Below are 23,437 nucleotides of genomic sequence, written 5' to 3' on the forward strand. Positions count from 1 at the left end.
CCATCATGCTCAAGCAACTCGCCTTCGCCGCCTGTTCCCTGCTGCTCTCCACCAGCCTGCTGGCGGCGGACAATCCCAAGGTGCTGCTGACCACCAGCCTCGGCGAGATCGAGGTGGAGCTGGCCGCCGACAAGGCGCCGATCAGCACCGCCAACTTCCTCAAGTACGTCGACAGCGGCTTCTACGCCGGCACCCAGTTCCACCGGGTGATCCCCGGCTTCATGGTCCAGGGCGGCGGCTTCGATGCGCAGATGCAGCAGAAGGACACCGACACGCCGATCAAGAACGAAGCCGACAACGGCCTGCACAACGTGCGCGGTACCCTGGCCATGGCCCGTACCCAGGTACGCGACTCGGCCACCAGCCAGTTCTTCATCAACCACAAGGACAACGCCTTCCTCGACCACGGCTCGCGCGACTTCGGCTACGCGGTGTTCGGCAAGGTGACCCGCGGCATGGAGGTGGTGGACAAGATCGCCCAGGTGCCCACCGCCAACCGCGGCATGCACCAGAACGTGCCGCGCGAGCCGGTGCTGATCCTCGAGGCCAAGCGTCTGTAACGCCGCCGGGGGCCATCCCCGGGCTTCCATGAAGGGTTGGTGCGCACGACGCACCCTACGGCCCTACAACGACAAAGCCGCCCAGTGGGCGGCTTTGTCGTTTTCGCTGCGGTCTTACTTCTCGACGAAGGCGCGCTCGATCAGGTAGTCGCCCGGCTCACCCATGCGCGGGGAGATCTTCAGGCCGAAGCCGTCGAGCACTTCGCTGGTCTCGTCGAGCATGCTCGGGCTGCCGCAGATCATCGCGCGGTCGTCCTGCGGGTTGATCGGCGGCAGGCCGATATCGGCGAACAGCTTGCCGCTGCGCATCAGGTCGGTCAGGCGGCCCTGGTTCTCGAACGGCTCGCGGGTCACGGTCGGGTAGTAGATCAGCTTGCCCTTGAGCGCCTCGCCGAAGAACTCGTTCTGCGGCAGGTGCTCGGTGATGAACTCGCGGTAGGCCACCTCGTTCACGTAGCGCACGCCGTGCACCAGGATCACCTTGTCGAAACGCTCGTAGGTTTCCGGGTCCTGGATCACGCTCATGAACGGCGCCAGGCCGGTGCCGGTGGACAGCAGGTAGAGGTGCTTGCCCGGCAGCAGGTCGTCGAGCACCAGGGTGCCGGTGGGCTTCTTGCTGATGACGATCTCGTCGCCTTCCTTGAGGTGCTGCAGCTGCGAGGTCAGCGGGCCGTCCGGCACCTTGATGCTGAAGAACTCCAGGTGCTCCTCGTAGTTCGGACTGGCGATGGAGTAGGCGCGCATCAGCGGACGACCGTTGGGCTGCTGCAGGCCGATCATGACGAACTGGCCGTTCTCGAAGCGCAGGCCCGGGTCGCGGGTGCACTTGAAGCTGAACAGGGTGTCGTTCCAGTGGTGGACGCTGAGCACACGCTCGACGTTCATATTGCTCATGCGGACTTCCTCGCGAGGACGGGAACCAAAAAAGACGAATTGCGCGGCATTCTAGGCGGGCGCAGAATATCTGTTAAGTGGATTATCAAGATATAGGTTATCGGTTATATCGATATGCGATTTACTCTCAGACAACTCCAGGTCTTCGTCGCCGTGGCCCAGCAGGAAAGCGTCTCGCGCGCGGCCGAGTCGCTGGCGCTGTCGCAATCGGCCACCAGCACCTCGCTGACCGAGCTGGAGCGCCACTCCGACTGCCAGCTGTTCGACCGCGCCGGCAAGCGCCTGGCGCTCAACGCCCTGGGTCGCCAGTTGCTGCCGCAGGCGGTGGCGCTGCTCGACCAGGCGCGCGAGATCGAACGCCTGCTCGGCGGCAAGAGCGGCTTCGGCTCGCTCAACGTCGGCGCCACTCTCACCGTGGGCAACTACCTGGCCACCCTGCTGATCGGCAGTTTCATGCAACGCCATCCCGAATGCCGGGTGAAGCTGCAGGTGCACAACACTGCCCACGTGGTGCAGCAGATCGCCCACTACGAGCTGGACCTGGGCCTGATCGAAGGCGACTGCCAGCACCCGGACATCGAGGTGCAGCCCTGGGTGGAGGACGAGCTGGTGGTGTTCTGCGCGCCGCAGCATGCCCTCGCCGCGCGCGGCACGGCGACGCTGGAGGAGCTCACGCACGAGGCCTGGATTCTCCGCGAGCAGGGCTCGGGCACCCGCCTGACCTTCGATCAGGCCATGCGCCATCACCCGCGCAGCCTGAACATCCGCCTGGAGCTGGAACACACCGAGGCAATCAAACGCGCGGTGGAGTCGGGCCTGGGCATCGGCTGCATCTCGCGCCTGGCGCTGCGCGACGCCTTCCGTCGCGGCAGCCTGGTGCCGGTGGAGACGCCGCAGCTGGACCTGCGCCGGCAGTTCTACTTCATCTGGCACAAGCAGAAGTACCAGACCGCGGCCATGCGCGAGTTTCTCGAACAGTGCCGCGCGCTCACCGTCGGGGTGGCGCGCAGCGATCAGATCGTCCTGCCGTCGATTGCCTAGGGTGGACATGCCGCAGGCTTGTCCACCGTCTTACACGGCGAACGCTTGGTCCGCCTGGGCCATTAACCCGGAATCGACTCCATCTGCTGCAGCAGCAGCGCCGCCTGGGTGCGGGTGCGCACCCCGAGCTTGCGGAAGATGGCGGTGACGTGGGCCTTGACCGTGGCCTCGGAGACGCTCAGCTCGTAAGCAATCTGCTTGTTCAGCAGGCCTTCGCAGACCATGGTCAGCACGCGGAACTGCTGCGGGGTGAGGCTGGCCAGGCCGGCGCTGGCGGCCTTGGCCTCGGCCGACACCGGCGCGCCCTCCTCGGCCAGCGGCGGCCACCAGGTATCGCCGTCGAGCACCTGGCGCACGGCCTGCTGGATGGTTTCCAGCGGGCTGGACTTGGGGATGAAGCCGCTGGCGCCGAACTCGCGGGAGCGGTTGACCACCGAGGCCTCCTCCTGCGCGGAGATCATCACCACGGGAATCTGCGGGTATTGCCCGCGCAGCAGCACCAGACCGGAGAAGCCGTAGGCGCCGGGCATGTTGAGGTCGAGCAGAACCAGGTCCCAGTCGCTCTTGGCGGCCAGGTGGCCTTCCAGCTCGGCGATGCTGGCGGCTTCCACCAGCCGCACCTCGGGCCCCAGGCCCAGGGTCAGGGCTTGCTGCAGCGCGCTGCGAAACAACGGATGGTCGTCGGCAATCAGGATTTCGTAGGCGGCCATTGGCAGATCCTGTTCTTGTTATGAGTGCACTGCATTGATTATGGCAGCGCCTGGCGCCGGACGACCCGCTCAAGCCTGCGCACTCGACGCGGCAGGCTCCCCACACGGAGCGACGGCGGCGCCCAGCATGCCGAGCCGTGACGGGGTGGTCAAGCGCCGCGCTTTGCGGCACGATTCGCCGCTTTGCCCGCCGAGACACCGCCATGCCGAGCCAAGCCCTGCGCGCCGACCTGTTGATGCTGATTACCGCGATGATCTGGGGCAGCGCCTTCGTCGCCCAGCGCCTGGGCATGGACAGCATCGGCCCCTTCCTCTACACCGGCCTGCGTTTCGCCCTGGCCTGCCTGGTGCTGCTGCCGCTGCTGGCCCTGCTGCAACGGCGCAGCCGACGCCCGGCGGCGCCGCTGAGCCGCGGCCTGCTGCTCGGCGGCGTGGTGATGGGCCTGGCGCTGTCGCTGGGGATCAACCTGCAGCAGGTCGGCCTGCTGTTCACCACGGTGACCAACTCCGGCTTCATCACCGGGCTGTACGTCATAGTCGTGCCGATCCTCGGCCTGCTGATCGGCCAGCGCAGCGGCCTGGGCATCTGGCTGGGCGCCAGCCTGGCGGTGCTCGGCATGTTCCTGCTCAGCGTCGGCGAGGGCTTCACCGTCGCCTCCGGCGACTGGCTGCAACTGGCCGGCGCCTTCGTCTGGGGCGTGCACGTGCTGCTGGTGGGCTTCTTCGCCAGCCGCCACGACCCGCTGCGTCTGGCATTCATCCAGTTCGCCACCTGCGCCGCGATCAGCCTGCTGCTGGCGCTGGTCTTCGAGACGGCGACCCTGGACGGCATTATCAAAGCCGGTCCGGCCATCCTCTATGGCGGCCTGTTCGGCGTGGCCGTCGGTTTTACCCTGCAGGTGGTGGCGCAGCAGCACGCCATCGCCTCGCACGCGGCGATCATCCTCTCGCTGGAGGCGGTGTTCGCCGCCATCGCCGGCGCCCTGCTGCTCGGCGAAGTGCTGGCGCTGCGTGGCTACCTGGGCTGCGCGCTGATGTTCGCCGGCATGCTCCTGGCCCAGCTGTGGCCCAAGCCGCTGCCGGCCGCGCTCAGCGAAAATGCGCCAGGCGCTGATGCAGCTCGTCGGAAAGATCCAGCGGCAGGCGCCGCTTTGCCGCCAGGTAATGCTGACTGAAGGCATCCAGGTAGCAGTCCAGCGCCTCGCTGGCCTGCGCGTCGCCGGCCAGTTCCAGGCACATGGCCGCCACCTCGGCGGTGCACAGGTGCTCGCCGCGGGTGGAGCGCCGCAGGCGGTAGCGCGACAGCTGCGCCGGGGTCAGGCTGAGCACCGGCAGCGCGTCCAGATAGGGGCTCTTGCGAAACATCTTGCGCGCCTCGGTCCAGGTCGCATCCAGCAGCACGAACAGCGGCCGCTTGCCCGGCGCCAGATGCACCTCGTCCACCACCCGCTCGGGAGCGGCGTACTCGCCGGGAAACACCAGGTAGGGCTGCCACTGCGGCTCGGCGAGCAGCGCCGGCAGCGCCGGATCGACCGCGGTGCGCGTCCAGCCGAAGGCGTAGGTGTCGGCCACCACGTCGGCGATCAGCCAGCCGGTGTTGCTCGGCTTGAGCGCCTCGATGTCGTGCATCACCAGGCACATGCCGGCATGCGCCTCCACCCGCGGGCGCCAGGCGCACAGGCAGTAATCCGGCTGCACCCGGCAAGCCGGGCAGCGCTCGGCTCGCGAGCCACGGGCGACGAAGGGTTTCACGCTGCGCGCCAGGCGCTCGGCGCGTAGCCGGGCGACGGCATGCGGGGGATGGGACTGGTCCACGAACAGGGCTCGACAGAAAAAACGCGGCAGTTTAACAAAGCCGGGCAGGCTATGATGCGCCAGGCGCTGAACCCGGCCGCGCCTGGCGGGTCAAAGCCCGCACTCGTTCAGGAGAATCCGCATGTCCCGCGTTACCGCCCTCGTCCTCGCCCTGGCTCTGCCCGTCGCCGCCCAGGCCGCCTCGCTCAAGGAGCTCGAACTGACCCGCGCCCTCGAGCAGGTCGCCCGGCAAAGCAGCGAGGGCACGCCGCGGGCGATCAACGAGGACATCCTCGATCAGGGCTACACCGTCGAAGGCCACACCCTGATCAACCACCTCAGCGTCCGGCCGGCCCACGCCGCGCAGATGCGCGGCAATCCGGACACGGTGCGCGCCCAGCTGGCCGCCAGCGTGTGCCGCAACCCGGGCTATCGCCAGCTGCTGGCCCAGGGCGCGCAGCTGCGCTACCAGTTCAGCGAATACCGCAGCAACCGCCCGGTAACCACCGAGCAGTTCGACAGGGCCGACTGCGGCCTGTAAGCCTTCAGCCCTTCTCGGCCCGACGCTGCGCGTCGTCGGCGCGCAGTTCGGCGAGCAGCGCCTCCATATAGCGCGAGCGGCGCACGCCACCCTCCAGGCGACGCAGGCATTCGTCTTCCAGGCTCAACTGATTGGTGCGCGCCGCCTGCTGCAGCAGGCGGTACAAATCCACATCTATCTCCAGGATCAACTTGGGCATGCCTGCCCCTCCCTTTCCTTGCCGTGCATCTGCGCCAGACGACGCGCCCTCACCTCTCCAGTAAATCAGACGATGCGCCATGGCCGGCTCGCCCGGACGAACGGCGCGCCAGCGACCATACTGACCTGCATCAACGGCATCGTCCGCGCGGCTCGGCAAGATGGGCCGTCGCCTACTGGAGATGAGGATCATGGCATTACTGAGCTTTCTCGGCGCCATTCGCCAAGTCACCGGCTCCTGCTACCTGGTGGAGAGCCGCGACGGCGCCAAGGTGCTGCTCGAATGCGGCATGCACCAGGGCCGCCGCGAGGAGGAGGACCGCAACCGCAGCGCCTTCCCCTTCGACCCGCGCGGCCTGGATGCGGTGGTGGTATCCCACGCCCACCTCGACCACAGCGGCCTGCTGCCGCGCCTGGTGGCCGAGGGTTACCGCGGCGCCATCCATGTCACCGAGGCCAGCGGCGAGCTGCTCGAACTGATGCTGCTGGATGCCGCCTTTCTCCAGGAGAAGGACGCCGAGTGGGAGAACCGCTGGCGCGCGCGCCAGGGCAAGCCGGCGATCGTGCCGCTGTACACCCTGGCCAACGCCGAGCAGGCGCTCGGCCAGCGCCGCACCCACGCCTACGGCACGCCGGTGGAGGTGGCCAAAGGGGTGCAGGTGACCTTCCATAACGCCGGGCATATCCTCGGCGCGGCGATAGTGGAGATGAAGATCGAGGACCACCACCTGCACCGCCATCTGGTGTTTTCCGGCGACCTGGGCAATACCTGCTCGCCGCTGATGCAGGCGCCGACCACGCTGAGCGAGGCCGACGTGCTGCTGATGGAGTCGACCTACGGCGACCGCGACCACCGCCGTAGCGAGGACACCCTGGAGGAGCTGGCGGCGATCCTGCAGCAGGCCCACCGCGAGGGCGGCAACGTGCTGATTCCCTCCTTCGCCGTCGGCCGCACCCAGGACCTGATCTACTACCTGGGGCGCTTCTACCAGGAGGGCCGCCTGCCGCAACAGGCGGTGTTCCTCGACAGCCCCATGGCGATCCGCGCCAACGCCATCTACAGCCGCTTCCACGACCAGTTCGCCGCCGAGGATCGTGCCGCGCTGGCCGCCAAGGGGGTCAAGCGAGTCGAGGACTGGCTGCCGATCCTGCGCTGTACGCCCAGCGCCGAGGAGTCGATGGCGATCAACCGGATCAACAGCGGCGCGATCATCATCGCCGGCGCCGGCATGTGCAACGGCGGGCGCATTGTCCATCACTTCAAGCACAACCTCTGGCGCGAGAACTGCCACCTGGTGTTCCCCGGCTTCCAGGCCAAGGGCACCCTCGGCCGCCTGATAGTCGACGGCGCCAGTACGGTGAAGGTGCTGCACCAGCGCATCGCGGTGAAGGCCAAGGTGCATACCCTGGGCGGCTTCTCGGCGCATGCCGGGCAATCGCAGCTGCTCGACTGGGCCAGCCATTTCGAGCACCACCCCGAGCTGTACCTGGTGCACGGCGAGCTGGAGAAGATGCAGGCGCTGCAGCAAGCCCTGCGCCAGCGGCTGAACTGGATCGCCAACATCCCCGAACCGGGCGAGCAGATCGCCATCTGACCGGCGCGGCCAGCGACGCTCGCGCCCGATGCGCCTTCCGCCATCGTCCGCAGACGTCCATACTCTGAAAAGGCTCGGGCTTTCAGGGACTTGGAGGTGCCGAGCGGATTCGATCAAGGAGACGCTGCATGCCCTACGAACCGGACGATTACCTGTCACGTCACTTCCAGACCAGTGGCATCGACCTGGCCAGCAAAGTGGACGAGCTGCTCGCCCTCTCCGCCCCCGGCAACAGCCCGAACCTGCCGCTGTACCGCGACATGCTCACCACCGTGATCCGCATGGCCCAGGCCGACCGCAACCGCTGGGACGCCAAGATCATGCTGCAGACCCTGCGCGAGATGGAGCACGCCTTCAGCACCCTGGAACAGTTCAAGCGCCGGCGCAAGGTCACGGTCTTCGGCTCGGCGCGCACGCCGGCCGAGCACCCGGTCTACACCCTGGCCCGCGAGCTGGGCGCGACCCTGGCGCGCTACGACCTGATGGTCATCACCGGCGCCGGCGGCGGCATCATGGCTGCCGCCCACGAGGGCGCCGGACGCGAGAACAGCCTGGGCTTCAACATCACCCTGCCGTTCGAGCAGAACGCCAACGCCACCATGCAGGGCAGCGAGCATCTGCTGTCGTTTCACTTCTTCTTCCTGCGCAAGCTGTTCTTCGTCAAGGAGGCCGACGCCCTGGTGCTCTGCCCCGGCGGTTTCGGCACCCTGGACGAGGCGCTGGAAGTACTCACCCTGATCCAGACCGGCAAGAGCCCACTGGTGCCGGTGGTGCTGCTGGATCAGCCGGGCGGCAGCTACTGGCAGCGCGCCATCGAATTTCTCCAGCAGGAACTGGCGGACAAGGGCTATATCCTGCCCAGCGACCTCAACCTAATGCGCCTGGTGCACAGCGCCGAAGACGCCGCCGAGGAAATCGCCCAGTTCTACCGCAACTTCCACTCCAGCCGCTGGCTCAAGGACAGCTTCGTCCTGCGCCTCAACCACCCGCTCAGCGACGCCGCGCTCAAGCAGTTGCAGGGGGAATTCGCCGGCCTATGCAAACAGGGCGGTTTCAGCCAGCAGCCCTACTGCGAGCAGGAACGCGACGAACCCGAACTGTGCCACCTGACCCGCCTGGCCTTCGCCTTCAACGGCCGCGACCACGGCCGGCTGCGCGAGCTGCTGAATTTCGTCAACCTGCCGGGCAACTGGGCGGCCTGAGCGTAGACCCGGATTGCATCCAGGCTACTGAAAACACAAAGCCCGGCATGTGCCGGGCTTTGTCGGGTTGCGCGGGCGTATCAGGCGTTGCCCGCCACCTTCAGCCTGGCGGCCTGGGTGAAATCGAGCATGCGCTTGAGCGGCTTGACCGCCTTGGGAATCAGCGCCGGGTCGACATGAATCTCGCCACTGCCTTCGCGCAGGCCGGTGAGCACCCGCTCCAGGGTGTTCATCGCCATCCACGGGCAGTGCGCGCAGCTGCGGCAGGCCGCGCCGTTGCCGGCAGTGGGCGCCTCGATAAAGGTCTTGTCCGGGCACAGCTGCTGCATCTTGTAGAAAATGCCGCGGTCGGTGGCGACGATGAAGGTGGAATTGGGCAGGGTCTGCGCCGCCTTGATCAACTGGCTGGTGGAGCCCACCGCATCGGCCAGCTCGACCACGTTCTGCGGCGACTCCGGGTGCACCAGAATGGCGGCGTCGGGGTAGAGCGCCTTCATGTCCAGCAGCTGCTTGGACTTGAACTCTTCGTGCACGATGCAGGCGCCGTCCCACAGCAGCATGTCGGCGCCGGTCTCGCGCTGGATGTAGTTGCCCAGGTGCTTGTCCGGCGCCCAGATGATGGTTTCGCCGTTGTCCATCAGGCTCTCGACGATCTCCAGGGCGCAGCTGGAGGTCACCACCCAGTCGGCCCGCGCCTTGACCGCCGCCGAGGTGTTGGCGTAGACCACCACGGTGCGCTCGGGATGCTGATCGCAGAAGGCCGAGAACTCGTCCACCGGGCAACCCAGATCGAGCGAGCAGGTCGCCTCCAGGGTCGGCATCAGCACGCGCTTTTCCGGGTTGAGGATCTTCGCCGTCTCGCCCATGAACTTGACCCCGGCCACCACCACGGTCTGCGCCGGGTGCTGGTTGCCGAAGCGGGCCATTTCCAGAGAGTCGGAAACGCAGCCGCCGGTTTCCTCGGCCAGGGCCTGGATCACCGGGTCGCAGTAATAGTGCGCCACCAGCACCGCGTTCTGCTTCTTCAGCTCGGCGGCGATTTCACGGCGATAGAAGGCCTCTTCCTCGGCGGTCAGAGGCTTGGGCTGTTTGGCATCGAGGTGGGCTTGAACCAGAAGGCGTTCGGAAATCTGCGTCATATCATCGAACCTGCGGCGCTCTTGAGCGAGCTGCGAGTATACCCCCTGGCTGCCCATCGCCACAGGCGGGGCAGCATCGGCCAAGGAGCTTTTCCGAGAGCAAAAAAAAGCCAGTCTTGCGACTGGCTTTTGCGATCTGGTGGGTCGTGTAGGATTCGAACCTACGACCAATTGGTTAAAAGCCAACTGCTCTACCAACTGAGCTAACGACCCAACGCGAGGCGCATGATACTGATTTAATTCAGGAAATCAACACTTCGCGAAAACTTTTTCAAACGTAGCGGGTAGCATCGGGTACGCCAGCGGCGACGAAACCGGCGGCGCGCAGGCGGCAGCTGTCGCACTTGCCACAGGCGCGGCCGTCGTCGTCGGCCTGGTAGCAGGACACGGTCAGCCCGTAATCCACGCCCAGGAGCATGCCGGCCTGGATGATTTCGCCCTTGCTCAGCTGCTGCAGCGGCGCGCGAATGCGAAAGCCCTGCCCTTCCACCCCGGCCTTGGTCGCCAGGTTGGCCATGCGCTCGAAGGCCTCGATAAATTCCGGCCGGCAGTCGGGATAGCCGGAATAGTCCACCGCGTTGACCCCGATAAAGATATCGCGTGCGCCCAGCACTTCCGCCCAGCCCAGGGCCAGGGACAGGAACACCGTGTTGCGTGCCGGCACGTAAGTCACCGGAATGCCCTCGCCGGGGGTTTCCGGCACGGCGATGGACGCATCGGTCAACGCCGAGCCGCCGATGCCGTTGAGGTTGAGACCGATCACCTTGTGCTCGACCACCCCCAGTTGCCGGGCAACGCGCTCGGCGGCCTGCAACTCGGCGCGATGACGCTGACCGTAGTCGAAGCTCATGCTGTAGCAGGCGTAGCCCTCGGCCTTGGCCATGGCCACCACGGTGGCCGAGTCCAGGCCGCCGGAGAGAAGAATCAGCGCTTTCTTGTCGTTCATGCTCAGTGTCCCGGCTCGTCGTTCCAGAGAATCTTGTGCAGCTGCAGTTGCAGGCGTACCGGCAGGTTGTCCGCCACTATCCAGTCGGCCAGCGCGCGCGCGTCCAGCTGCTGGTGGCTGGGCGAGAACAGCACCTCGCCGGCGCGCGCCTCGAGGCGATACTGGATCAGCTTGGACACCGCCCAGTCGTAGTCCTCGCGCGAGCAGATGACGAACTTGACCTGATCCTTGGCGGTCAGCCAGTCGATGTTCTCGTAGCGATTGCGCTGCACCTCGGCCGAGCCCGGGGTCTTCAGGTCGAGCACCTTGCTCACCCGCGGATCGACGGCCGATACGTCGAGCGCGCCGCTGGTCTCCAGCGACACCTCGTAGCCGGCGTCGCACAGGCGCTCGAGCAGGGCAATGCAATTGGGCTGGGCCAGCGGCTCGCCGCCGGTGACGCAAACGTAGCGCGGCTTGTAGGCCGCCACTTGGTCGAGGATGGCGTCCAGCGCAACGAGCTCGCCGCCGCTAAAGGCGTAAGCAGTGTCGCAGTACTGACAGCGCAGGGGACAGCCGGTCAGGCGCACGAATACCGTCGGCAAGCCGGCGGTACGCGTCTCGCCCTGCAGCGAGTAGAAGATCTCGGTGATGCGCAGGGTTGTTTGCATAGTGGCCACGGGCGTGATGACGAAACAGGCCATCCGCCTCCGTTGCGTTGAATCGGGATGCTTGCCGCACGTAGCGGCAGCGATCGGTTACCCCGCACGGCGAAGGCATCAGCCGAGCTGAAACTTCGCAGCCGTTGCGGGGCTGGCGATTCTAAACGAAAAACGCCGCGGTCGATATTTCACCCCGCCATCGCCCATTGGAGTGCGCCGGCACAGCCTGCAGCACGACAGCCGAGCATAAAAAACCAGCGCTTGGCGCGGGTTCTTGAAAGGTCGTGGCCGTTACGGCAGGCGCTGCAGATCGCGCTGGGCCAACTGCGCGGCCGAGCTGCCGGGAAACTGGGCGATGACCTGCTGGAGAATGCCGCGGGCCTTGTCGTTGTTGCCCAGGCGCTTCTCCACATCTGCCAGCTTGAACAGCGAATCCGGCACCTTGGCATGGCTCGGGTACGCCTGGCTGACCTTGGCGAAGGCCTGACCGGCGCCCTGCAGGTCGCCCTTGGCCAGATTGACCTCGCCCAGCCAGTACTGTGCATTGCCGGCGTACTGGCTGTTGGGATAGCGGTTGAGGAAGGCGGTGAAAGCCTGCGACGCCTTGTCGAAATCCTTGGCCTTGATCAGGTCGAAGGCGGCGTCGTAATAGAGCTTTTCCTTGGCCGGATCACCCGGCTCGGCGCTGGCCTGCTGCTGGGCGGCAGGCGGCGTCGGGGTACCGTTGGCGTTGATCGCGCCAGCGGCGGAATTCTGTGCGGGAGCAGCGGAGCCAGCACCGGAAGACAGGCGTTGGTCCAGATCCTGATAGCGCTCGAGGCTCTCCTGCTTGAGGCGCTGGATTTCGTTCTGCTGTTCTTCGAGCATGCCGCGCAGCTGGGCAATTTCCTGCTGCATCTGCTCGAGCTGGTTGAACAGCATACCCTGCGCCGAGGCCGGGGCTTGTGCCCCGCCCCCGGCGTAGGAGCCGGCCGTACCATAACCCGCCGGTGGATAGCTGCTGCCTTGCGGCATGGAGCTGCTTTCCAGTACGGGAACTTCCGCCATCGCCGCAAGCGGCAGGGCGAGCGTCAGAAGGGTCAGGATACGGCGGCAATTACGCATGGCAGCTTACTTGCGCAGCTCTACGCGACGGTTCTGAGCCCAGGACTGCTCGTCGTTGCCAGTGGCAACCGGACGCTCTTCGCCGTAGGAAACCAGTTCCAGCTGAGCCGGGGAAACGCCCTGCAGCACCAGGTAGCGCTGAACGGCCTTGGCACGACGCTCGCCCAGAGCCATGTTGTACTCACGGGTACCGCGCTCGTCGGCGTGGCCTTCCAGAACGACGCGAGCGCCGTTGCCTTTCAGGTCCTTGGCGTGTACGTCCAGAGCGCGCATGGCTTCGGCCTTCAGGTCGGAGCTGTCGTACTCGAAGTAGAAGGTGGTGATAGCGCGCAGGGCGGCTTCTTCGCTCAGGCTGCCGTCGACGGCACCGGTGTTGGCACCGTAACCGGCGTTCGGGTCGACTGCGCCTTCACCAGCAGCGTCACCGCCTTTGGAAGAGCAACCAACAGCGACGGCGAGAGCCAGGGACAGTGCAGCAAACTTACCGAATTTCAGCATTTCCATCATGTAACTCCTAATGAACCCCAGTTGTGTTAAGCAATAAAGGTGTAGCGCCGCATCAGTTCAGGTAAGGGGACCAAGAAGGCTCTCGAACTTCGCCTTGAGCGGTAGGAAGAGGGAGCCTCACGCGTCCATTGGTGGACGCCAACATCAAGACTCCCCGGCCCTGCTGGCGGGTGGCGTAGATTAGCATGGCGCCATTGGGCGCAACAGTGGGCGACTCGTCCAAACTTGTGTCGGAAAGTATGCGCAGGCGCTTGGTTTCCAGGTCCTGCGCGGCCACCTTGAACACGGTGAAACCGTCCTGGCGATGGATCATCACCAGGGTCTTCTCGTCGGCCGACAACTTCGGGTTGGCGTTGTAGTTACCGACGAAGGTTACCCGCTCCACCGCCCCGTTGTTGATGTTGGTCTTGTAGATCTGCGGTTTGCCGGCGCGATCCGAGGTGAAGTACAGGGTCTGCCCGTCCTTGCCCCAGAACGGCTCGGTGTCGATGGCGTAATGGTTGGTGATGCGGCGCATCTGCCGGCTGCCCATGTCCATCACGTAGATTTCCGGGTTGCCGTCGCGCGACAGCACGAAGGCCAGGCGATTGCCATCCGGCGACCAGGCCGGCGCGCCGTTGAGACCCTCGAAGTTGGTGATCTGCTCGCGGCGGCCGGTGTCGATATGCTGGACGAAGATGCGCGGGCGGCGCTGCTCGAACGACACGTAGGCGATACGCCGGCCATCGGGCGCGAAGGACGGCGACAGGATCGGCTCGCGCGACTGCAGCAGGGTCACCGCGCGGGCGCCGTCGTAGTCGGAACGCTGCAGGGTGTAACGGGTGTTGTTGGCACCGAAGCGCTCGGCGGTGACGTACAGCAGGCGGGTGGAAAACGCGCCCTTGACGCCGGTGAGCTTCTCGAACGACTGATCGGCGATATGGTGGGCCATGTCGCGCAGCTGGTCGGTACCGCCGCCGACGCTGCCGGTCATCACCTGCTGTTCGGTGCTGACGTTGAACAGCGCGTACTGCACCTGCAGGCGACCGGCGTTCGGCACCAGGCTGCCGACCAGCACGTACTGGGCGCCGAGGGCCTTCCAGTCGCGGTAGATGACTTCGCTGGCCTGGGTCGGCAGGCTGATCATGTTCTGCCGCGGAATCGGCTCGAAGTAGCCGGAGTTGCGCAGGTCGTTGCCGATGATCTCGGCCATGTCCTCGGGCAGTACCGAGCCGCCCTGCCAGCCGAAGGGCACCACGGCGATCGGCGTGGCACGGTCGGCGCCATGGGAGATCACCAGCGGATCGGCCGCCTGCACGCTGCCGACCAGCATGATCAGACCCAACAGGGCCATACGAATCAGGGTATTCACAGCGCTCAATCCTCCGGTTTGAAAATGACGCGACGCTGCCTGTACAGGGAGTCAAAGGTAGCGCGATCCAATTGTTGCATTTCGGGAATACGGCCGACGTTACGCACCGCGGCCACGGCGGAGCTGTCGAACGGCGCATCGCCGCTGGAGCGTGACACGCTGGCGTTGGCGATGGTGCCGTCGGGCAGCATCTGAATCAGCAGTTCGACGCTCATGCCGCGGCGCGCCGACATCGGCCGCTGCCAGTTCTCGGTGATCAGCTTGATGATCAGGTCGTCGAGGTTGCCCGCCACCTGGTCGCCATGGGTCTCGGCCAGCGCCTGCTGGTTCTGCACGTTGTCCGACAGCAGCTCGGCCAGGGCCGCCGCTTTCTGATCCTCGACCGCCTTGCGCCGCGCCTCTTCGGCCTTGCGCTTGGCGTCCTCGGCCGCTTTCTTCTTGGCCGCCTCGGCGGCTGCCCTCTTCTTCGCTTCTTCGGCCGCGGCCTTCTTCTTGGCCTCTTCGGCGGCTTTCTTCTTCGCCTCTTCCTCGGCGCGTTTCTTGGCGATGTCGGCCTGGCGTTTCTGCTCGGCGGCCTTCTTCTCGGCTTCGGCCTTCTTCGCTGCTTCGGCTTTGGCCTGTTCGGCCTTTCGAGCCTCTTCCGCCTTCTTTTGTTCCTCGGCTTTCTTGGCCGCGGCTACCTTCTGCGCTTCGGCCTGGGCCTGCTTCTGCTCCTCGGCCTTCTTCTGCTCGAGCCTCTCGGTCTCGAACTGCGGCGCCGAGGTCTTCTGCGCCTCGCCCGCCACCTTCTGGGTGGTCTGGGTGGTGGCCTGGCTCTGCGATTTCAATTGATACAGGGTGGCCTGCACCACCGGGCGTGCCGGCGGCAGCTCGGGGCTGAAGGCGAAGCTGACGAACAGCATGGCAAACATCAGGACGTGCAGACCCACGGCCCAGACCACGGGCCAGAAGTAGCTTTCCGAGGGCGAACGCTCGCTGTGCTGCATCAGGGCGCCTCGGTAATCAATCCGACGTTGCCCACGTCGGCCTGCTGCAGACCGCCCATGGCGGCCATCACCGTGCCGTAGTCGACCGACTTGTCGCCGCGCACGAACACCTGAACCGGCTTACCCTGACGACGGTTCTCGGCAATGATCGCCGACACCGCCTGGGTCATCTGTTCCAGGGTCGAGGCACGCTCCTGCTCGGTGTCGACGTCCACCTCGCTGCCCATGTTCCAGTAGTAGGTCTTGTCGGCCTTGATGGAAATGGTCAGCACCTGGGCGTTGTTGTCCTGCGGCAGCGCCTCGCTGCTGACCTTGGGCAGATCGACCTTGACGCCCTGGTTGAGCATGGGCGCGGTGACCATGAAGATGACCAGCAGCACCAGCATCACGTCGATGTAGGGCACCACGTTCATCTCGGCGACCGGTTTGCGTCTGTTGCGAATTCTCGCCATGGCTAACACCTATCCTATGCGCGCGTCTTAGTCGTCCGAGGTGTGCACCTTGCGGTGCAGGATGGCCTGGAACTCGTCGGCGAAGGTGTAGTAACGACCGATCAGCATTTCGCCGCGGGCGGCGAAGCGGTTGTAGGCGATCACCGCGGGAATCGCGGCGAACAGGCCGATGGCGGTGGCGATCAGCGCCTCGGCGATGCCCGGGGCGACGGTGGCCAGGGTGGCCTGCTGCACCTGGGCCAGACCGCGGAAGGAGTTCATGATGCCCCATACGGTGCCGAACAGGCCGATGTAGGGGCTGGTGGAGCCGACGGTGGCGAGGAACGGCAGCGCGGTTTCCAGCTTCTCTTCTTCGCGCGAGATGGCCACGCGCATGGCACGCGACACCCCATCCATCACCGCATCCGGGTCGACGCCCTGCTGCTGGCGCAGGCGGGAAAATTCCTTGAAGCCGGCGCGGAAGATCTGCTCCAGACCGGAATCCGGGTCGGGGTTGCTGCCGGCCTGGCGATACAGCTTGGACAGGTCGATACCGGACCAGAAGCGATCCTCGAAGGCATCCAGCGCACGCTTGGCGGCGCGAATGGCATTGCTGCGCTGGAAGATCATCACCCAGGAAATGACCGAGGCGGCCACCAGGGTGAGCATCACCAACTGCACCACCAGACTGGCGTTACTGATCAGACTCCACATCGACATATGGTCAACGGCGTTGGCGTTGGCTTCCACGCTTACTCTCCTGCTGCAATTAGGCCCGGCGCCTGCACCCCGGCGAACGCATGGCGCAGGGATTCGGGGATGGCCCGGGGTTTCAAGTTGTCGGCGCGCACACAGGCCACCAGGAACTGCCCTTCGCAGAGCAGCACAGCATCCGCGGCCCGCCTGACCTGTTGACGAAAACGCAGGCTGGCACGGTTCAATTCGATTACCTCGGCGCTGATGGTCAGCTCGTCGTCCAGCCGTGCCGGCGCGTGATAGCGCGCCTCGGCCGAATGCACGACGAACAACAGGCCCTCACCGGCCAGCGCCGACTGGGCATAACCCAGTTCACGCAGACGCTCGGTGCGAGCCCGCTCCATGAATTTGAGGTAGTTGACGTAGTAGACGATACCGCCGGCGTCGGTGTCCTCGTAATAGACCCGGCAACGGTGGCTGAACGGCTGGACTCCGTTTTGCGCGCGCATACTCTAGTCCTCGCCCTGCTGCTTGCCAATCCGGCTTGGTAACAATTTTTTCGTCATTCGTCGCTCACCGCGAAGAGGTCCGCGCCCGGCTGCTCGCCGAGGCGCTTGGGAAGGTTCAGGCCGAAATGCAGGTAGGCGTGACGGGTCACCACCCGCCCGCGCGGCGTGCGCATCATGTAGCCCTGCTGGATCAGGTAGGGCTCGAGTACGTCCTCGATGGTGTGGCGCTCCTCGCTGATGGCCGCGGCCAGGCTGTCGACGCCCACCGGGCCGCCGTCGAACTTCTCGATCATGGCCAGCAGCAGACGGCGGTCGGAGTGGTCGAAGCCGCGTTCGTCGACGTCCAGCAGGTTCAGCGCCTGATCGGCGATGTCGCGGGTGATATGGCCACGCCCGCGCACCTCGGCGAAGTCGCGCACCCGGCGCAGCAGGCGGTTGGCGATACGCGGCGTACCACGGGCGCGACGGGCGATTTCGTAGGCGCCCCGCTCTTCGATGGGCAGACCGAGGATACCGGCCGAACGCGTGACGATGGTCGCCAGGTCTTCGATGCCGTAGAACTCCAGGCGCTGGACTATGCCGAAGCGATCGCGCAGCGGGTTGGTCAGCATGCCGGCGCGGGTGGTGGCGCCGACCAGGGTGAAAGGCGGCAAATCCAGCTTGATCGAACGCGCGGCCGGGCCTTCGCCGATCATGATGTCGAGCTGGAAGTCCTCCATGGCCGGGTACAGCACCTCCTCGACTATGGGCGAGAGGCGGTGGATCTCGTCGACGAACAGCACGTCGCCGGCTTCCAGGTTGGTCAGCAGTGCGGCCAGGTCGCCCGGGCGCTCCAGCACCGGGCCGGAGGTGCTCTTGATCGACACGCCCATTTCCTGGGCGATGATATTGGCCAGGGTGGTCTTGCCCAGGCCTGGCGGACCGAAGATCAGGGTGTGGTCGAGGGATTCGGCCCTGCCCCTGGCGGCCTGGATAAACAGCTCCATCTGCTCGCGCACGCCGGGCTGGCCGATGTATTCGGCCAGCCTCAGCGGACGGATGGCGCGATCCTGCTGCTCGTCGCGCTCGCGCGGGCTGGCGGTAATCAGGCGATCGGCTTCGATCATCGATAGGGTTCCACTAAGCCATGCCGCGCAAGGCGCGACGGATCAAATCTTCGCTGGTCAAACCATCCTCCTTGACGGCCGCCACGGCCCGGCTGGCCTCCTGCGGCTTGTAGCCCAGGGATATCAGGGCACTCACCGCGTCATTCTCCGCGCTTGAGACTGCCCCCCCGGCGCGAGGTTCAACCACCAGGGTGGCGATGGCCGGCATGCTTTCCCAGGCCTTGAAGCGGTCCTTGAGTTCCACCAGCAGGCGCTCGGCGGTCTTCTTGCCGACGCCCGGCACCTTGGTCAGCGCCGCCGTGTCCTGGGCTTGCACGCAGCGTACCAGCTCGTCCACCTCCAGCCCGGACATCAGCGCCAGCGCCAGCTTGGGGCCGACGCCGTTGAGGCGGATCAGCTCGCGGAACAGCTCGCGCTCGCGCTTCTCGAAGAAGCCGTAAAGCAGCTGGGCATCCTCGCGTACCACCTGGTGGGTGTGCAGGCACAGCGGCTCGCCCACCGAGGGCAGACGATAAAGGGTGGTCATCGGCACTTCCAGCTCATAACCGACGCCATTTACATCCAGAAGCAAATGCGGCGGCTGCTTTTCCGCCAGGGTGCCGCGCAAACGTCCGATCACCACTGCTGTCCTTTAATCAGATTACAAACGAAGGCGCCCGCCGCGCCGCTTGGCGCCGGCCAGGCCGTGGGGAATCAGGCTCTGCCGATGGTGGGCGTGGCACAGGGCGATGCCGAGGGCGTCGGAGGCGTCGATCTGCGGCTTCTGCGTCAGCTTGAGCAGGTGCATGACCATCATCTGCACCTGCTGCTTGTCCGCCGCGCCGGTACCGACCACCGCCTGCTTGACCTGGGTGGCGGTGTACTCGGCCACCTCCAGCCCCGCCTCCACCGCCGCGACTATGGCGGCGCCGCGCGCCTGGCCGAGCTTGAGCGCCGAATCGGCGTTGCGCGCCATGAACACCTGTTCGATGCCCATGGTCACCGGCCCATAGCTGCGGATCACCTCGCCGACGCCGCGAAAGACGATCTGCAGGCGCTCGGCCAGGGGCCCGTCACCGGTGCGAATGCAGCCACTGGCGACGTACTCGCAGCCACGGCCGGTATCGCGCACCACGCCGTAGCCGGTGATGCGCGAGCCGGGATCTATCCCCAGAATCAGCGTCATGCCTGTTTTCCATCGATGACGCGCCAGGCGTCACACTGTCTATTTATCCAGGGCGCGAGTATAGGGGCGCCGACGGGCCGCCGTCACCCAGTAGCGGATGCCCGGCGGGCAGATATGAAAAAGCCGGAAGCGCCCGCGGCGACTTCCGGCTCACGGCCTGCCCTATGGCTCAGCCCAACTGATCCATGATCTCGTCGGGGATTTCCGCGTTGTGGTAGACGTTCTGCACGTCGTCGAGGTCTTCCAGCATGTCGATCAGCTTGATCACCTTCTGCGCGGTTTCCAGATCGGCAATCGGCGCGCTGATCGAGGGGATCATGGCGATTTCCGCCTCGTCGGCCTTGAAGCCGGCGGCAGCCAGCGCCTCGTTGACCGCGTGGAACTCGGTGAAGCTGGTCGACACCAGCGCCGAGCCGTCCTCGCCCATCTCCACGTCGTCGGCGCCGGCGTCCAGCGCCGCTTCCATCAGGGCGTCCTCATCCACGCCGGGAGCGAAGCTGAGCTGGCCCTTGCGCTCGAACATGTAAGCCACCGAACCGTCGGTGCCGAGGTTGCCGCCGCACTTGCTGAAGGCATGGCGCACTTCGGCGGCGGTACGGTTGCGGTTGTCGGTCATCACTTCGACGATGATCGCCACGCCGCTAGGCGCGTAGCCTTCGTAGCTGAACTCGACGACGTTGTCGGCTTCGTTGTTGCCGGCGCCGCGGGCGATGGCGCGATCGATCACCTCGCGCGACATGTTGGCGGTCAGCGCCTTGTCCACCGCCAGGCGCAGGCGCGGGTTGTCCGCCGGGATCGGCCCGCCATGCTTGGCCGCCACCGTCAGCTCACGGATCAGCTTGGTGAAGATCTTGCCGCGCTTGGCGTCCTGACGACCCTTGCGGTGCTTGATATTGGCCCATTTGGAATGACCAGCCATAACTCACTCCGTTTCTTTCATTGAACAATTGCCGGGGGGGCGCCCCCAAAACGAAGAAGCCTGGCAATCCAGGCTTCTTGTACAGGCTTATTCGGCCTTGGCCTGCTCGCGCAGGCGGATATGCAGCTCGCGCAGCGATTTGTTGTCGACGATGCCCGGGGCCTGGGTCATCACGCAGGCGGCGCTCTGGGTTTTCGGGAAGGCGATCACTTCGCGGATCGAGCTGGCGCCGGTCATCAGCATCACCAGGCGATCCAGGCCGAAGGCCAGGCCGCCGTGGGGCGGCGCGCCGTATTTGAGCGCATCGAGGAGGAAGCCGAACTTCTCCTGCTGCTCCTCTTCGCTGATGCCGAGCACGCGGAACACGGTCTGCTGCATGGCCTTGTCGTGGATACGGATCGAGCCGCCACCCAGCTCGGTACCGTTGAGCACCATGTCATAGGCGCGCGACAGCGCGGCGGCCGGGTTGGCCTCCAGCTCCTCGGGGCTGCAGCTCGGCGAGGTGAAGGGGTGGTGCATGGCGGTCAGGCTGCCGTCGTCGTTTTCCTCGAACATCGGGAAGTCGACCACCCACAGCGGCGCCCACTCGCAGGTCAGCAGATTGAGGTCGTGACCCAGCTTGATGCGCAGCGCGCCCAGGGCCTCGCTGACGATCTTGGCCTTGTCGGCGCCGAAGAACACGATATCGCCATCGACGGCGCCAACACGGTCGAGGATGACGTTGATGTTGTCCAGCGGGATGTTCTTGACGATCGGCGACTGCAGGCCGTCAACGCCGGCAGCACGCTCGTTGACCTTGATATAGGCCAGGCCCTTGGCGCCGTAGATGCCGACGAACTTGGTGTAGTCGTCGATCTGCTTGCGCGGCATGCTCGCCCCGCCCGGTACGCGCAGCGCGGTGACGCGGCATTTCGGGTCGTTGGCAGGGCCGGCGAACACCTTGAATTCGACGTCCTTGAGCTGGTCTTCCACGTCCACCAGCTCCAGCGGGATACGCAGGTCCGGCTTGTCTGAGCCGAAGCGGCGCATGGCTTCGGCCAGGGTCATGTGCGGCAGTTCGCCGAACTCGACGTCCAGCACTTCCTTGAACAGGTTGCGCACCATGGTCTCGGTGATGGCCATGATGTCGCTTTCATCGAGGAAGCTGGTCTCGATGTCGATCTGGGTGAATTCCGGCTGACGGTCGGCACGCAGGTCTTCGTCGCGGAAGCACTTGGCGATCTGGTAGTAGCGGTCGAAGCCGGCCACCATCAGCAGTTGCTTGAACAGCTGCGGCGACTGCGGCAGAGCGAAGAAGCTGCCGGCGTGGGTGCGGCTCGGCACCAGGTAGTCGCGCGCGCCTTCCGGGGTGGCGCGGGTCAGGATCGGCGTCTCGACGTCGAGGAAGCCGTTGTCGTCCAGGTAGCGGCGGATGCTGCTGGTGATGCGCGAACGCAGCTTGAGCTTCTCGGCCATCTCCGGGCGACGCAGGTCGATGAAGCGGTAACGCAGGCGGGTTTCTTCGCCGACGTCGGTGTATTCGTTGAGCGGGAACGGCGGGGTCTCGGCCTCGTTCAATACTTCCAGCTCGTAGCCCAGCACCTCGATGGCGCCGCTGGCCATGTTCGGGTTGACCGCACCGGCCGGGCGCAGGCGCACCTTGCCGGTGATCTTGACCACGTATTCGCTGCGCACGCGGTCGGCCTTGGCGAAGGTTTCGGCGCGATCCGGGTCGAACACCACCTGGGCCAGGCCTTCACGATCGCGGATGTCGAGGAAGATCACCCCGCCGTGGTCGCGGCGACGGTGCACCCAGCCGCAAAGGGTGATTTCCTGGCCATCCAGGCTCTCGTTCAGTTGGCCGCAATAGTGGCTGCGCATCATGATCGTGGTTCGCTTCTCTAAAGGTCTTGGATTGGTCAGGCGGCGCCCTGCGCACTGGGCAGAGGCCACGCCGCGGCGAGCGTCCAGCCGCGCGCCCCGTGTTGAAAAGAGCGGGATTATATAGGGTAAATCGCCGGGGCGCAGCCGCCCGGCGGATGGCTTCTATAATGAAGGGCGCCTTCGTCGCGGAGAACCGCCATGCCCCTGCCCCGCCTCGCCGACCTCTCCAGCGACCTGCTGGATGACTTTCGCCTGGACGCCGCCGAGCAGTTCCCGCGCTGCGAACAACTGCTGATCGAACTGGAGCGCGCACCCAGCAGCGGCGAGCGGCTGCGCGAGCTGTTTCGCCTGGTGCACACGCTCAAGGGCAACCTCGGCTACGTCGGCCTCAATGCGCTGATGCCGCTGCCGCAGGCCATGGAGGACGTGCTCGGCGCCCTGCGCGAGGAACGCCTGGCGTTCGACAGCCTGCTCGGCGACATCCTGCTGCTGACCCTCGACCACCTGCGCGCCCTGATCGACCAGGCCCTCGGCGGCCCGAACGCACGCCTCGGCGCCGCCCAGCTCGACCAGCTGTGCCAGGCCCTGCAGGCATTGGCCATGGCACCGGCGAGCCAGCAGGGGGAAATCCGCCGCCAACTGCTGCAGCGACTGGACCCCAGCACCCACCTGCAAGCCCCGCCCGCGCCGCTGCAGAGCCAGACCGACGCCCTGCTGGCCCACCACGGCATCGCCGCGCACCCCGACCTGCAGTTCTTCGCCGCCCTGACCCAAGCCGCCGAGCAGCGCTCGCGCTACTGGCAAGGCCGCAACCTGCGCCTGCTCGACCTGAGCCTGAGCATCAACGCCCAGGGCGGCCTGGCCGAGCGCCCGGAACAGCTGGCGGCGGCGGTCTGCCTGCACGATCTGGGCATGGCCTTCCTGCCGCTGCCGCTGCTGCATAAGCAGGCCGACCTGAGCCGCGAGGAACGCCGCCTGATGCAGGGCCATCCGCGCCTGGCCGGCGACCTGCTCAGGCGCATGCCGGACTGGGCGCCGGCCATGGAGATCGTCCTGCAGCACCAGGAGCACGCCGACGGCAGCGGTTATCCCAAGGGCCTGCGTGAGGCGGAGATCAGCCCCGGCGCGCTGATCCTGCACATCGCCGACGCCTTCGACGCGCGCACCCACGAACGCGCCCACCAGACCCTGAGCAAGCGCCCGCTGCTGCGCGCCATCCTGGAGATCAACAACCTCGCCGGCCAGCAGTTCAGCGCGCACTGGGTCGAGGTGTTCAACCGCACCCTGCAGCAGAACCCCAACCTGGCCCACGGCTGAAACGGTTGTGCCGACCCGCCCCGAGTGGCTAAGCTCCGGCCTCCATGGACAACCATCGCGCGCAAGGAGCCACCATGCACTCTCTCTCCGGCAAGGTCGCCGTGATCACCGGCGCCGCCTCCGGCATCGGCCAGGCCCTGGCCACCCGCCTGGCCGCCGAAGGCTGCCAACTGGCCCTGGCCGACATCGACCTGGCGCAGCTCGAACGCAACGCCGAGGCCC

At 66.0% G+C, this 23,437-nt stretch carries 27 protein-coding genes and 1 tRNA gene; 8 read left to right on the plus strand and 20 right to left on the minus strand.

From position 1 onward, the window contains the following. Positions 1–5: 5 nt before the first annotated feature. Positions 6–560, plus strand: coding sequence for a peptidylprolyl isomerase (locus N878_RS20825; RefSeq protein WP_021445468.1), 555 nt, complete (start codon positions 6–8; stop codon positions 558–560). 114 nt (positions 561–674) lie between these two features. Here the strand turns inward: N878_RS20825 and fpr are convergent, their stop codons facing one another. Beyond that, positions 675–1,454 carry a ferredoxin-NADP reductase gene (gene fpr, locus N878_RS20830; RefSeq protein ID WP_021445469.1) on the minus strand — a complete coding sequence of 260 codons (780 nt, stop codon included), beginning with the start codon at positions 1,452–1,454 and terminating at the stop codon, positions 675–677. A gap of 114 nt (positions 1,455–1,568) precedes the next feature. On the opposite strand from fpr, the gene N878_RS20835 reads away from it, so the two are divergent. Further along, positions 1,569–2,495, plus strand: a complete 927-nt coding sequence (locus tag N878_RS20835; protein ID WP_031303633.1) for a LysR family transcriptional regulator — start codon at positions 1,569–1,571, stop codon at positions 2,493–2,495. A 62-nt stretch (positions 2,496–2,557) separates the two neighbouring features. Here the strand turns inward: N878_RS20835 and erdR are convergent, their stop codons facing one another. After that, positions 2,558–3,205: a response regulator transcription factor ErdR gene (gene erdR, locus N878_RS20840; protein ID WP_021445471.1), complete on the minus strand. Its 648-nt coding sequence runs from the start codon at positions 3,203–3,205 to the stop codon at positions 2,558–2,560. A gap of 203 nt (positions 3,206–3,408) precedes the next feature. Here erdR and N878_RS20845 point away from each other — a divergent pair, with 203 nt between their 5' ends. Next, positions 3,409–4,380 carry a DMT family transporter gene (locus tag N878_RS20845; RefSeq protein WP_021445472.1) on the plus strand — a complete coding sequence of 324 codons (972 nt, stop codon included), beginning with the start codon at positions 3,409–3,411 and terminating at the stop codon, positions 4,378–4,380. On the opposite strand, the gene N878_RS20850 is transcribed toward N878_RS20845, so the two are convergent. Further along, positions 4,295–5,020 carry a tRNA-uridine aminocarboxypropyltransferase gene (locus N878_RS20850; protein WP_021445473.1) on the minus strand — a complete coding sequence of 242 codons (726 nt, stop codon included), beginning with the start codon at positions 5,018–5,020 and terminating at the stop codon, positions 4,295–4,297. The two genes, N878_RS20845 and N878_RS20850, sit on opposite strands and share 86 nt — an antisense overlap. Before the next feature lie 121 nt (positions 5,021–5,141). Between N878_RS20850 and N878_RS20855 the strand changes: the two genes are divergently transcribed. Further along, positions 5,142–5,540 carry a quorum-sensing-regulated virulence factor family protein gene (locus N878_RS20855; RefSeq protein WP_021445474.1) on the plus strand — a complete coding sequence of 133 codons (399 nt, stop codon included), beginning with the start codon at positions 5,142–5,144 and terminating at the stop codon, positions 5,538–5,540. Positions 5,541–5,544: 4 nt separating this feature from the next. On the opposite strand, the gene N878_RS20860 is transcribed toward N878_RS20855, so the two are convergent. Further along, complete coding sequence (locus N878_RS20860) at positions 5,545–5,739, minus strand: hypothetical protein (protein ID WP_021445475.1); 195 nt, start codon at positions 5,737–5,739, stop codon at positions 5,545–5,547. A 190-nt stretch (positions 5,740–5,929) separates the two neighbouring features. Here N878_RS20860 and N878_RS20865 point away from each other — a divergent pair, with 190 nt between their 5' ends. Further along, positions 5,930–7,333 carry an MBL fold metallo-hydrolase RNA specificity domain-containing protein gene (locus N878_RS20865; protein ID WP_021445476.1) on the plus strand — a complete coding sequence of 468 codons (1,404 nt, stop codon included), beginning with the start codon at positions 5,930–5,932 and terminating at the stop codon, positions 7,331–7,333. Between the two features lie 128 nt (positions 7,334–7,461). Beyond that, entirely contained in the window at positions 7,462–8,535 is a 1,074-nt protein-coding gene (locus N878_RS20870) for an LOG family protein (RefSeq protein WP_021445477.1), read from the plus strand. Between the two features lie 80 nt (positions 8,536–8,615). Here the strand turns inward: N878_RS20870 and nadA are convergent, their stop codons facing one another. The 16 genes from nadA to aspS form a co-directional block, all read right to left on the minus strand. Then, positions 8,616–9,674, minus strand: coding sequence for a quinolinate synthase NadA (gene nadA, locus N878_RS20875; RefSeq protein WP_021445478.1), 1,059 nt, complete (start codon positions 9,672–9,674; stop codon positions 8,616–8,618). A gap of 137 nt (positions 9,675–9,811) precedes the next feature. Next, positions 9,812–9,887 (minus strand) — tRNA-Lys (locus N878_RS20880). Between the two features lie 58 nt (positions 9,888–9,945). Further along, a complete protein-coding gene (gene queC / locus N878_RS20885) occupies positions 9,946–10,620 on the minus strand; it encodes a 7-cyano-7-deazaguanine synthase QueC (protein WP_021445479.1) in 675 nt (224 codons plus the stop codon). Between the two features lie 2 nt (positions 10,621–10,622). Continuing rightward, complete coding sequence (queE, locus tag N878_RS20890; RefSeq protein WP_031303636.1) at positions 10,623–11,270, minus strand: 7-carboxy-7-deazaguanine synthase QueE; 648 nt, start codon at positions 11,268–11,270, stop codon at positions 10,623–10,625. A 282-nt stretch (positions 11,271–11,552) separates the two neighbouring features. Next, entirely contained in the window at positions 11,553–12,365 is an 813-nt protein-coding gene (gene ybgF / locus N878_RS20895) for a tol-pal system protein YbgF (protein WP_036988431.1), read from the minus strand. Positions 12,366–12,371: 6 nt separating this feature from the next. Further along, entirely contained in the window at positions 12,372–12,869 is a 498-nt protein-coding gene (gene pal, locus N878_RS20900; protein ID WP_003241687.1) for a peptidoglycan-associated lipoprotein Pal, read from the minus strand. Positions 12,870–12,924: 55 nt separating this feature from the next. After that, entirely contained in the window at positions 12,925–14,223 is a 1,299-nt protein-coding gene (gene tolB, locus N878_RS20905) for a Tol-Pal system beta propeller repeat protein TolB (protein ID WP_021445482.1), read from the minus strand. Between the two features lie 5 nt (positions 14,224–14,228). Continuing rightward, positions 14,229–15,212: a cell envelope integrity protein TolA gene (gene tolA, locus N878_RS20910; protein ID WP_031303638.1), complete on the minus strand. Its 984-nt coding sequence runs from the start codon at positions 15,210–15,212 to the stop codon at positions 14,229–14,231. After that, positions 15,209–15,661, minus strand: coding sequence for a protein TolR (gene tolR / locus N878_RS20915; RefSeq protein ID WP_021445484.1), 453 nt, complete (start codon positions 15,659–15,661; stop codon positions 15,209–15,211). The genes tolA and tolR overlap by 4 nt, the downstream gene beginning before the upstream one ends. A gap of 27 nt (positions 15,662–15,688) precedes the next feature. Then, on the minus strand, positions 15,689–16,360 hold the full coding sequence (gene tolQ / locus N878_RS20920; protein WP_031303639.1) for a protein TolQ: 672 nt from the start codon (positions 16,358–16,360) through the stop codon (positions 15,689–15,691). A gap of 32 nt (positions 16,361–16,392) precedes the next feature. Then, positions 16,393–16,845: a tol-pal system-associated acyl-CoA thioesterase gene (gene ybgC, locus N878_RS20925; protein ID WP_021445486.1), complete on the minus strand. Its 453-nt coding sequence runs from the start codon at positions 16,843–16,845 to the stop codon at positions 16,393–16,395. Between the two features lie 53 nt (positions 16,846–16,898). Beyond that, the gene (gene ruvB / locus N878_RS20930) at positions 16,899–17,951 is read right to left on the minus strand and encodes a Holliday junction branch migration DNA helicase RuvB (protein WP_021445487.1); all 1,053 of its coding nucleotides are present in this window, start codon (positions 17,949–17,951) and stop codon (positions 16,899–16,901) included. 13 nt (positions 17,952–17,964) lie between these two features. Beyond that, complete coding sequence (gene ruvA / locus N878_RS20935; RefSeq protein ID WP_021445488.1) at positions 17,965–18,570, minus strand: Holliday junction branch migration protein RuvA; 606 nt, start codon at positions 18,568–18,570, stop codon at positions 17,965–17,967. 21 nt (positions 18,571–18,591) lie between these two features. Then, on the minus strand, positions 18,592–19,116 hold the full coding sequence (ruvC, locus tag N878_RS20940; protein ID WP_021445489.1) for a crossover junction endodeoxyribonuclease RuvC: 525 nt from the start codon (positions 19,114–19,116) through the stop codon (positions 18,592–18,594). A gap of 169 nt (positions 19,117–19,285) precedes the next feature. Then, positions 19,286–20,035, minus strand: a complete 750-nt coding sequence (locus N878_RS20945) for a YebC/PmpR family DNA-binding transcriptional regulator (protein WP_021445490.1) — start codon at positions 20,033–20,035, stop codon at positions 19,286–19,288. Between the two features lie 87 nt (positions 20,036–20,122). Beyond that, the gene (aspS, locus tag N878_RS20950; RefSeq protein WP_021445491.1) at positions 20,123–21,898 is read right to left on the minus strand and encodes an aspartate--tRNA ligase; all 1,776 of its coding nucleotides are present in this window, start codon (positions 21,896–21,898) and stop codon (positions 20,123–20,125) included. 198 nt (positions 21,899–22,096) lie between these two features. Here aspS and N878_RS20955 point away from each other — a divergent pair, with 198 nt between their 5' ends. Both N878_RS20955 and N878_RS20960 read left to right on the plus strand, forming a co-directional pair. Further along, on the plus strand, positions 22,097–23,215 hold the full coding sequence (locus tag N878_RS20955; protein ID WP_021445492.1) for an HD domain-containing phosphohydrolase: 1,119 nt from the start codon (positions 22,097–22,099) through the stop codon (positions 23,213–23,215). Between the two features lie 74 nt (positions 23,216–23,289). Further along, a partial coding sequence (locus N878_RS20960) for an SDR family NAD(P)-dependent oxidoreductase (protein WP_031303640.1) occupies positions 23,290–23,437 on the plus strand: 148 nt, incomplete at its 3' end.

It is taken from the genome of Pseudomonas sp. EGD-AK9 (genome assembly GCF_000465935.2).
Taxonomy (GTDB): Bacteria; Pseudomonadota; Gammaproteobacteria; order Pseudomonadales; family Pseudomonadaceae; genus Aquipseudomonas.

Excerpts from the sequence above, each read along its gene's own strand:
- queE (WP_031303636.1), bottom strand. The coding sequence starts at position 11,270 with ATGCAAACAACCCTGCGCATCACCGAGATCTTCTACTCGCTGCAGGGC.
- N878_RS20865 (WP_021445476.1), top strand. The coding sequence starts at position 5,930 with ATGGCATTACTGAGCTTTCTCGGCGCCATTCGCCAAGTCACCGGCTCC.
- fpr (WP_021445469.1), bottom strand. The coding sequence starts at position 1,454 with ATGAGCAATATGAACGTCGAGCGTGTGCTCAGCGTCCACCACTGGAAC.
- nadA (WP_021445478.1), bottom strand. The coding sequence starts at position 9,674 with ATGACGCAGATTTCCGAACGCCTTCTGGTTCAAGCCCACCTCGATGCC.
- erdR (WP_021445471.1), bottom strand. The coding sequence starts at position 3,205 with ATGGCCGCCTACGAAATCCTGATTGCCGACGACCATCCGTTGTTTCGC.
- N878_RS20835 (WP_031303633.1), top strand. The coding sequence starts at position 1,569 with ATGCGATTTACTCTCAGACAACTCCAGGTCTTCGTCGCCGTGGCCCAG.
- N878_RS20870 (WP_021445477.1), top strand. The coding sequence starts at position 7,462 with ATGCCCTACGAACCGGACGATTACCTGTCACGTCACTTCCAGACCAGT.
- queC (WP_021445479.1), bottom strand. The coding sequence starts at position 10,620 with ATGAACGACAAGAAAGCGCTGATTCTTCTCTCCGGCGGCCTGGACTCG.
- N878_RS20860 (WP_021445475.1), bottom strand. The coding sequence starts at position 5,739 with ATGCCCAAGTTGATCCTGGAGATAGATGTGGATTTGTACCGCCTGCTG.
- tolR (WP_021445484.1), bottom strand. The coding sequence starts at position 15,661 with ATGGCGAGAATTCGCAACAGACGCAAACCGGTCGCCGAGATGAACGTG.
- ruvC (WP_021445489.1), bottom strand. The coding sequence starts at position 19,116 with ATGACGCTGATTCTGGGGATAGATCCCGGCTCGCGCATCACCGGCTAC.
- N878_RS20855 (WP_021445474.1), top strand. The coding sequence starts at position 5,142 with ATGTCCCGCGTTACCGCCCTCGTCCTCGCCCTGGCTCTGCCCGTCGCC.
- ybgC (WP_021445486.1), bottom strand. The coding sequence starts at position 16,845 with ATGCGCGCGCAAAACGGAGTCCAGCCGTTCAGCCACCGTTGCCGGGTC.
- N878_RS20825 (WP_021445468.1), top strand. The coding sequence starts at position 6 with ATGCTCAAGCAACTCGCCTTCGCCGCCTGTTCCCTGCTGCTCTCCACC.
- N878_RS20955 (WP_021445492.1), top strand. The coding sequence starts at position 22,097 with ATGCCCCTGCCCCGCCTCGCCGACCTCTCCAGCGACCTGCTGGATGAC.
- tolQ (WP_031303639.1), bottom strand. The coding sequence starts at position 16,360 with ATGTCGATGTGGAGTCTGATCAGTAACGCCAGTCTGGTGGTGCAGTTG.
- ruvB (WP_021445487.1), bottom strand. The coding sequence starts at position 17,951 with ATGATCGAAGCCGATCGCCTGATTACCGCCAGCCCGCGCGAGCGCGAC.
- pal (WP_003241687.1), bottom strand. The coding sequence starts at position 12,869 with ATGGAAATGCTGAAATTCGGTAAGTTTGCTGCACTGTCCCTGGCTCTC.
- ybgF (WP_036988431.1), bottom strand. The coding sequence starts at position 12,365 with ATGCGTAATTGCCGCCGTATCCTGACCCTTCTGACGCTCGCCCTGCCG.
- N878_RS20945 (WP_021445490.1), bottom strand. The coding sequence starts at position 20,035 with ATGGCTGGTCATTCCAAATGGGCCAATATCAAGCACCGCAAGGGTCGT.
- N878_RS20845 (WP_021445472.1), top strand. The coding sequence starts at position 3,409 with ATGCCGAGCCAAGCCCTGCGCGCCGACCTGTTGATGCTGATTACCGCG.
- aspS (WP_021445491.1), bottom strand. The coding sequence starts at position 21,898 with ATGATGCGCAGCCACTATTGCGGCCAACTGAACGAGAGCCTGGATGGC.